Raw genomic sequence first — 6,443 nt, forward strand, 5'->3', positions numbered from 1 at the left:
TGCCCACGAAACCCAGTGCGATTCACCGAAGCGCCCGCTGTGGCGCGATCAGCCAGGTTGGGAGAAGAGTGCCGGGGTCTCGGGAGGTGGGCGGCGGAGGGAACCGGAACCGCCTGCTTCGAACGCGGCAGCGAATCGCAGCAGCTCCAGGTCGTCGTACGCGTGGCCCGCGAACGTCAGGCCAACCGGCATGCCGATGTCGGACATGATGCCCATCGCCACCGTGACGGTGGGGATGCCGAGGCGACGGAATGCGGAGTTGCCGTTGGAGAAGTAGACCCCGTTCGACCAGGCATGGTCGGCCGCGCCGCGGTCGACGTCGGCGTTTGCGGCACCCACGTCACCGTTCGCCGGAAACACGATGGCGTCCAAGGCGTGCTCGGCCAGCCAATCCTCGAACAGGGACTTGCGCAACAAGTGCAGGGCGGTCAGTCCTGCCCGGAAGTCCCTGCGCCGGCGGGGGTCGGGGATGCCCCCGCGTGCGAATGCCACGGCATGGGTGAACCGGTCAGCCTCGTCGTCGAAGCGGTCCGGCAGCGTGCCAGGCGGGCGGGGTGCGATCCTGTCGGGATCGACGGCGGCGAGCGTGTCGCACGTGGGATCCCCGTTGGCGCGCAGGAAGTCGTCCCAGCCGAAGGGCAGGAAGTGCTCCTCCTCGGCGGACCGCCACGTGGCCGGCAGGTGCTCGAGAACGTGCGGCACCCCTGCGCGCCTGGGCTGCTCGTACCGCTCGACGAGGGGGAAGTCGGTGACGAGGATCTCCGCGCCCAAGGACTCGAGTCGCCGCCTGGCCGCATTCCACAACTCGAGCACGGACGGGCGGAGGACGATCGGCATGCCCGGGTCCTCGTTCAAGAACACCGCGGGCACACCAAGTCGCTTGCCCTCCAACGCCCGCGGATCGAGCAGCTCCAGGTACGAGTGCGGCCGGTGCTCGCTGGGCCGCGGAAGCGTGATGACCTGCTGGTGGCGCCAGAAGTCTCCCCGGGATTCCGGGTCGTCACGGACAAGGACGTCGAGGACCCGGAGCATGTCGGGCATCGAGCGGGTGTGGGGCACGACGACGTCACGCGCAGGATGCAGCGGCCAGTTGCCGCGGATGGAGATGAGGCCCCAGGAAGGGGTGTACGCGCACAGGGAGTTGTTCGAGGCCGGGCTGCGTCCCGAAGACACGGTCTCCTCTCCCATGCCGAACGCGGCCAGGTTCGCTGTCGTGGCCACAGCGGATCCACTTGAGGATCCGGACGCGTACGCCGCAGCGAGGAACTCCCGGTTGTACGGGCTCTCGGGCCGTCCATACAGGCCGCGCTGCATTCCGCCGTCGGCCATCGGCGGCATGTTGGTCTTCCCGATCAGCACAGCGCCGGCTTCACGCAGTTTCTCGACGCAGAAGGCATCCTGCAGGGCATTCAGGTGCTCAAACGCCGGCGACCCTGCCGCCACTGTGAGCCCCGCGACGCTGTAGGAATCCTTGACCGTGTACGGCACACCTTCCAGTGCCCGCGGGATCCCTGCCCGCCAACGCCGGTCGGATTCAGCGGCCTCGGCCAAGGCCTCCGGGTTGAGCACCGGGATGGAGTTCAGGCCCCCAGCTCCGCGATCGAAAGCGGCGATGCGATCCAGGTAGCACTGCGTGAGCCAAACGCTCGTGATCTCGCCGCGGCGGAGCGCCGCAAGGATGTCCTCGATGCTGGCGTCGACCAACTCGAATCGGGGTGCACGGTCGGCCATCCAGGATCCCTTCCTTGAATGCGAGGCGCGCTGAGGATCAGCGTCGGATCTCAGGCAACGAGTGTGCCATCGGGATCGGCAGGCAACCGGACCGAGGCTCGGTCACGGCTGCACATTCGATCGATGCATCGCCCCTGCCCTCATGGTCGACGCACCACGCGGGCCGGGTTTGCCGGCCAACACCATGTATCGGTTGACGAGTCAGGGTGACTAGTTTACTGTTCAACCAATATCCTTGAAAGGCACACCCATGGACCTCGGTCTCCTGATCCTCCGTCTCCTGCTCGGCCTGCTCATCGCCGGCCATGGCGCCCAGAAGCTATTCGGCCTGTTCGGCGGCCACGGCCTCGAGGGAACCGGCGCCTTCTTCGATCAACTGGGCTTTCGTCCCGGACGGACGATGGCCCTGCTCGCCGGAGCGACCGAGCTCGGCGCCGGCCTACTCCTGGCGCTTGGCCTGCTCACCCCGCTCGCCGGCGCGGGTGTCATCGGGACGCTCCTCGTCGCGGCCGCCGTCCACGGCGGCAAGGGACTGTGGGCCACCGACGGCGGCTACGAACTGCCCCTCGTCTACGCGGTCCTCGGTGCCGTCCTCGCCCTGACCGGCCCCGGCGTCTACTCCCTCGACGCGGCGCTGGGCCTGTCCTGGTCCACGCTGGCCTCCTACGGTGCCATCGCCCTCGGCGTCCTCTCGGGCATCGGTGTGACGGCCGCCCGCCGCAAGACAGCCGCCGTCGCGGCCTGACGAGCAAGGACGCAACGCCCCCGAGTCGATCACGACTCGGGGGCGTTGCGCTGCGTCCGACGACACCCAATCGGAGATGTGCGCACGCCTCAAGGTCCGGGCCTGAGACGGGCCACCCGTGCTGACTGTGAGACGGCCTCGGTTCTGCCATGCGTGTGCTCGGCGGCAGAAGCGGATCTCTTGCGCCAGGTATCAGCGTTTCTGCGGTGACGGCGACCAGCGTGAGCGCTCATCGCCTGCGCGGGTGGCGGGCAGCCGTGGCGGCAGGCGGATCATGGTCGCAGGTACGCCCCGGTCGAACTGGGGCGGGCCAATGGGCGGTGACGCGCGAAGCAGGCACAACGCCAAAAGGGCCCGGCATGTGTTAGCCGGGCCCGTTCAGATTGGGTCAGATGACGGTGATGTTCGCCGCCTGCAGACCCTTGGGGCCCTGCTGGGACTCGAAGGAGACCTTGTCGCCCTCGTTCAGGGAGCGGAACCCGCCCGAGTTGATCGCCGAGAAATGGGCGAAGACGTCGGCGGAACCATCATCAGGGCTGATGAAGCCGAAGCCCTTGTCGCCGTTGAACCACTTGACGGTACCGGTGGCCATATTGTTCTCCTCATGTGGAAAGCGGAGCATCCGCGGTCGCGCACGCTCGGGTGATGGAGCTGCAAAGGGACGCTTCCCGACAGGACAACCAACGCCAGAGACCCGGCGCTCGAACCAACGTGCAAACGAACATCTCAAACACCAACCAACGCGAACGACGGTACCAACCGGAGTCACCGGAAGCGAATCGCCCGCCAACAGCCGCACCCCGAACTGGCCAACACGGCAGTGCTCATCATGTGTGGCGCGGCGCCGTGGAGGTTGTGCAGGCCGGCCGGACCAGACGGCCGGACCTGGAGGGCCAGCCGCAGGGGGCTTGACCCGACCTCCTCATGATCTGCCGCCAGACACCCGGTGGGCCACGCAGCGCCTCGGAAGCGAGCCACACCGCATGGCCATTCCGCCCTCCCCACAGCCCGCGCGCCCGTCCCCGGGGGCGTTGACGTCGTAGGACGCACCCATGCTGCTCTTCACGTACGGACGCCCGACCATCGGCAGATCGACCGCGCGACCGACGGCAGATCCGGTAAAGCTACCGTGGTAGGAACCCGAGTAGTATGCTGGTCGCATGAGTCAGGTGAAGTTGAGTGTGAGCCTCTCCGAGAGCGAGGTGGCAGCGCTGGACAAGTACGCCCACGCGGCAGGGCTGAAGTCCCGGTCCGCGGCCATCCAGCAGGCGATAAGGCTGCTCGGCGACGCAGAGCTCCAGTCCGCCTACGAAGCAGCATGGCAGGAGTGGGAAGGCTCGGGTGACGCCGGCGCGTGGGAGTCCGCCACGGCCGATGGGATGCCTGATGCTCCGCGGTGAGATCCGGCTGGTCGATCTGGAACCGGCCCGCGGAGCAGAGGCCAACAAGCGGAGGCCAGCTGTCATCGTGAGCAACGACAACGCCAACGCCACCGCAGCCCGGCTGGGGCGGGGCGTTGTCACCGTGGTCCCCCTCACCAGCAACATCACGCGGGTCTTCCCCTTCCAGGTCCTCCTCTCCGCTGCCGAGACGGGGATCCCTGTGGATTCGAAGGCCCAAGCAGAACAAGTTCGTTCGGTTTCGGTGGAACGCCTGGGTCCGGTCATTGGCCGACTTCCCACCCACCTGATGACCAAACTCGACGACGTCCTCCGCCTGCACCTCCAACTCTGAGGACACGCGACCGGCGGCAGATGGGGATGTTCGGCTCGGACGTTGACCCCGCCGGGCCGACAAGTTACCTTGGACTCGTGACGGAGGATCCCATCGTCGCGCCGTCCGCGCTCAAGCACGGACTCGACGAACCCGAGATTCTCCACGCGTACCGAAATCCCGTCAGGATCTGGGATCTGGGCGACGGGTTCACGATGATCGTCGGCCCGAACCAGTCCGCGATCTTCCTGGAGATCGGTTATGTCGATGGCGACCATGTGCACGTCATCGTCCATGCAATGAGAGCCCGCGAGAAGTTCCTGAGGTGATGACCATGCCGCGCACTGTTGACGAGATCCTGCAACACGCCGACGAACTCGCGGCGCGCTTCGAGTCCTACGAACCGGACCCTGCCGACGAGCTCGACCCCGGCGCCGTCACACTACTGCGCGCCGCTGTCGCTGAGCGCTCCGAAGCCGAACGCCACTTGATCGAGGCAGTGCGCAAGGCGCGCGAGGCTGGGATGCCCTGGTCGGCCATCGGCTCCTTCGTCGGCACCAGCGGCGAGGCCGCCCGCCAGCGCTACAGCAAGAAGGTCGCTTGAGCTGGCAACTGTCCCACCGCCAGCAAACACACCCGGCCGCCCAGCGGCAGATCCGGTAAACGCCTCGGCCCGAACTTCTAGTTGCGTCGCGCTTGAGTGACGACGAGCGTGCCGCCCAGCCTGTCGTGGAGGGCGCGCCCGGCACCCAGCAACCCCATCAGCGTCGTGGCCAACAACAAACGCGTAGAGCAACCTGGCGACCGTCACCGTTAACTTCGGCCGCGTGAAGGCGGTTCCCGGGATCGTGTTGTCAGCCAGCCAACTGACCATGATGAATCGCCCCGGGTTTCGTGGAGGCTCGGTTAGGTGGATCCGACCTCGGTGAGGACCGGGTTCTTACGGTAGTGCTCGACGGGCTGGCTCGCCCAGTGGTTGGTCTCGTACTCGGCGGGCGGGACGAGCCCGATCTCGCCGTGGAGGCGCCGGTGGTTGTACCAGTCGACGTACTCGGCGACGGCGATCTCGACATCGACCACGGACTTCCAGCCGCCTTGGGGTCGCATCACGGGGTTGCGGATGCACTCGGCCTTGAACAACGAGTTGAGTGCCTCGGCCATGGCATTGTCATAGCTGTCACCCTTGGACCCGACCGATGCGACGGCCTCGGCCTCGGCGAGCCGCTCGGTGTAGCGAATCGCTCGGTACTGGACGCCGCGGTCGCTGTGGTGGACCAGACCAGTGACATCTTGGCCGGCGCGCCGGCGGGCCCACAGCCCCATGTCGAGGGCATCCAGGGCCAGATCGGTGCGCAGGCTGGTCGACACCTGCCAGCCCACGACCATCCGGCTGAACACGTCCAGCACGAACGCCACGTAGGCCCACCCGACGTGCGTCCGGACGTAGGTCAGATCAGCCACCCACAACTGGTTCGGGGCGCCGGCGACGAACTCGCGCTTGACCAGGTCCTCGGGACGCTCGGTCTGCGCGCCCTGACCGATCGTGGTCTTGCGAATCTTTTCCCGCGGGATGCCGCGCAGGCCGTCGTTCTTCATCAGCCGCTCGACGGTGCACCGGGCGACCTTGGTGCCCGTCCGGTTGAGCTCGGCATGGACCTTGCGGGCACCGTAGACGCCCAGGTTGGCCTGGTGCGCGGCCCGGATCTGGCCGACGAGTTCGGCATCGCGGAGCGCGCGGGCCGACGGCGGACGATCCCGGGCGGCGTAGTAGGTGCTCGGGGCGATCTGCACACCAGCTGCCTTCAACACCGTGCAGATCGGCTCGACCCCGAACCGGTCGCGGTACTGGTCGATGTAGTCGACCAGCACCCCGACGGGCACCGCTACCTGATCTTGCGGTCGAGCTCCGCGGCCGCGAAAAAAGCCGCGGACGTCTTCAGGATCTCGTTGGCCCGACGCAGCTCGCGGACCTCGCGCTCGAGCTCGGCCAGCCGAGCCCCGTCATCGGTCGTCGTGCCGGGCCGCACCCCGCCGTCGACCTCGGCCTGACGCACCCAGTTCCGCAACGCCTCCGGGTGCACCCCCAGTTGGTCGGCGACCCGCTTGATCGCCCCACGCGCCGACTCCGGGTCCCTCCGCGCATCCAACGCCATCCTCGTCGCCCGCTGCTGCAACTCAACGCTGTACTTCCTCGCTGCTGCCATGACTCTCATCATCCCTTCCCAGGACTGAGAGCCTCCATCAGACCCGGGGC

The 6,443-nt window shown here is 67.4% G+C and carries 8 protein-coding genes and 1 other annotated feature; of the genes, 5 read left to right on the top strand and 3 right to left on the bottom strand.

Annotated elements, in window-relative coordinates; genetic code table 11:
• Window positions 1-48: 48 nt before the first annotated feature.
• Window positions 49-1,731 (bottom strand): amidase, encoded by a 1,683-nt coding sequence (locus AC5YDA_RS12890; protein WP_496189596.1) that lies wholly within the window; start codon window positions 1,729-1,731, stop codon window positions 49-51.
• Window positions 1,732-1,981: 250 nt separating this feature from the next.
• Between AC5YDA_RS12890 and AC5YDA_RS12895 the strand changes: the two genes are divergently transcribed.
• Window positions 1,982-2,476 (top strand): DoxX family protein, encoded by a 495-nt coding sequence (locus AC5YDA_RS12895; protein ID WP_496189597.1) that lies wholly within the window; start codon window positions 1,982-1,984, stop codon window positions 2,474-2,476.
• A 388-nt stretch (window positions 2,477-2,864) separates the two neighbouring features.
• Here the strand turns inward: AC5YDA_RS12895 and AC5YDA_RS12900 are convergent, their stop codons facing one another.
• Window positions 2,865-3,068, bottom strand: coding sequence for a cold-shock protein (locus AC5YDA_RS12900; RefSeq protein ID WP_496189598.1), 204 nt, complete (start codon window positions 3,066-3,068; stop codon window positions 2,865-2,867).
• A 568-nt stretch (window positions 3,069-3,636) separates the two neighbouring features.
• Here AC5YDA_RS12900 and AC5YDA_RS12905 point away from each other — a divergent pair.
• The 4 genes from AC5YDA_RS12905 (at window position 3,637) to AC5YDA_RS12920 (ending at window position 4,793) form a co-directional block, all read left to right on the top strand.
• Window positions 3,637-3,876, top strand: coding sequence for a ribbon-helix-helix domain-containing protein (locus AC5YDA_RS12905; protein WP_496189599.1), 240 nt, complete (start codon window positions 3,637-3,639; stop codon window positions 3,874-3,876).
• Window positions 3,863-4,210, top strand: a complete 348-nt coding sequence (locus AC5YDA_RS12910; protein WP_496189600.1) for a type II toxin-antitoxin system PemK/MazF family toxin — start codon at window positions 3,863-3,865, stop codon at window positions 4,208-4,210. Before AC5YDA_RS12905 ends, AC5YDA_RS12910 begins: the two co-directional genes overlap by 14 nt.
• 77 nt (window positions 4,211-4,287) lie before the next feature.
• Window positions 4,288-4,518, top strand: a complete 231-nt coding sequence (locus tag AC5YDA_RS12915) for a hypothetical protein (RefSeq protein ID WP_496189601.1) — start codon at window positions 4,288-4,290, stop codon at window positions 4,516-4,518.
• A 5-nt stretch (window positions 4,519-4,523) separates the two neighbouring features.
• Window positions 4,524-4,793, top strand: coding sequence for a hypothetical protein (locus AC5YDA_RS12920; RefSeq protein WP_496189602.1), 270 nt, complete (start codon window positions 4,524-4,526; stop codon window positions 4,791-4,793).
• Window positions 4,794-5,095: 302 nt separating this feature from the next.
• On the opposite strand, the gene AC5YDA_RS12925 is transcribed toward AC5YDA_RS12920, so the two are convergent.
• Window positions 5,096-6,393 (bottom strand): IS3 family transposase gene (locus AC5YDA_RS12925; protein ID WP_496192929.1). Its coding sequence is split into 2 segments (ribosomal slippage): window positions 5,096-6,099 and window positions 6,099-6,393, totalling 1,299 coding nucleotides; the frame shifts between segments, so codons are not numbered across the junction.
• Window positions 5,966-6,115: a sequence feature (AL1L pseudoknot), on the bottom strand. It overlaps the preceding gene by 150 nt.
• Window positions 6,394-6,443 lie beyond the last annotated feature (50 nt).

It is taken from the genome of Propioniciclava sp. LT294 (assembly GCF_059516005.1).

Bases quoted from the DNA above. Each gene is read 5' to 3' on its own strand.
- AC5YDA_RS12890 (WP_496189596.1), bottom strand. From the start codon at position 1,731: ATGGCCGACCGTGCACCCCGATTCGAGTTGGTCGACGCCAGCATCGAG.
- AC5YDA_RS12895 (WP_496189597.1), top strand. From the start codon at position 1,982: ATGGACCTCGGTCTCCTGATCCTCCGTCTCCTGCTCGGCCTGCTCATC.
- AC5YDA_RS12900 (WP_496189598.1), bottom strand. From the start codon at position 3,068: ATGGCCACCGGTACCGTCAAGTGGTTCAACGGCGACAAGGGCTTCGGC.
- AC5YDA_RS12905 (WP_496189599.1), top strand. From the start codon at position 3,637: ATGAGTCAGGTGAAGTTGAGTGTGAGCCTCTCCGAGAGCGAGGTGGCA.
- AC5YDA_RS12910 (WP_496189600.1), top strand. From the start codon at position 3,863: ATGCTCCGCGGTGAGATCCGGCTGGTCGATCTGGAACCGGCCCGCGGA.
- AC5YDA_RS12920 (WP_496189602.1), top strand. From the start codon at position 4,524: ATGCCGCGCACTGTTGACGAGATCCTGCAACACGCCGACGAACTCGCG.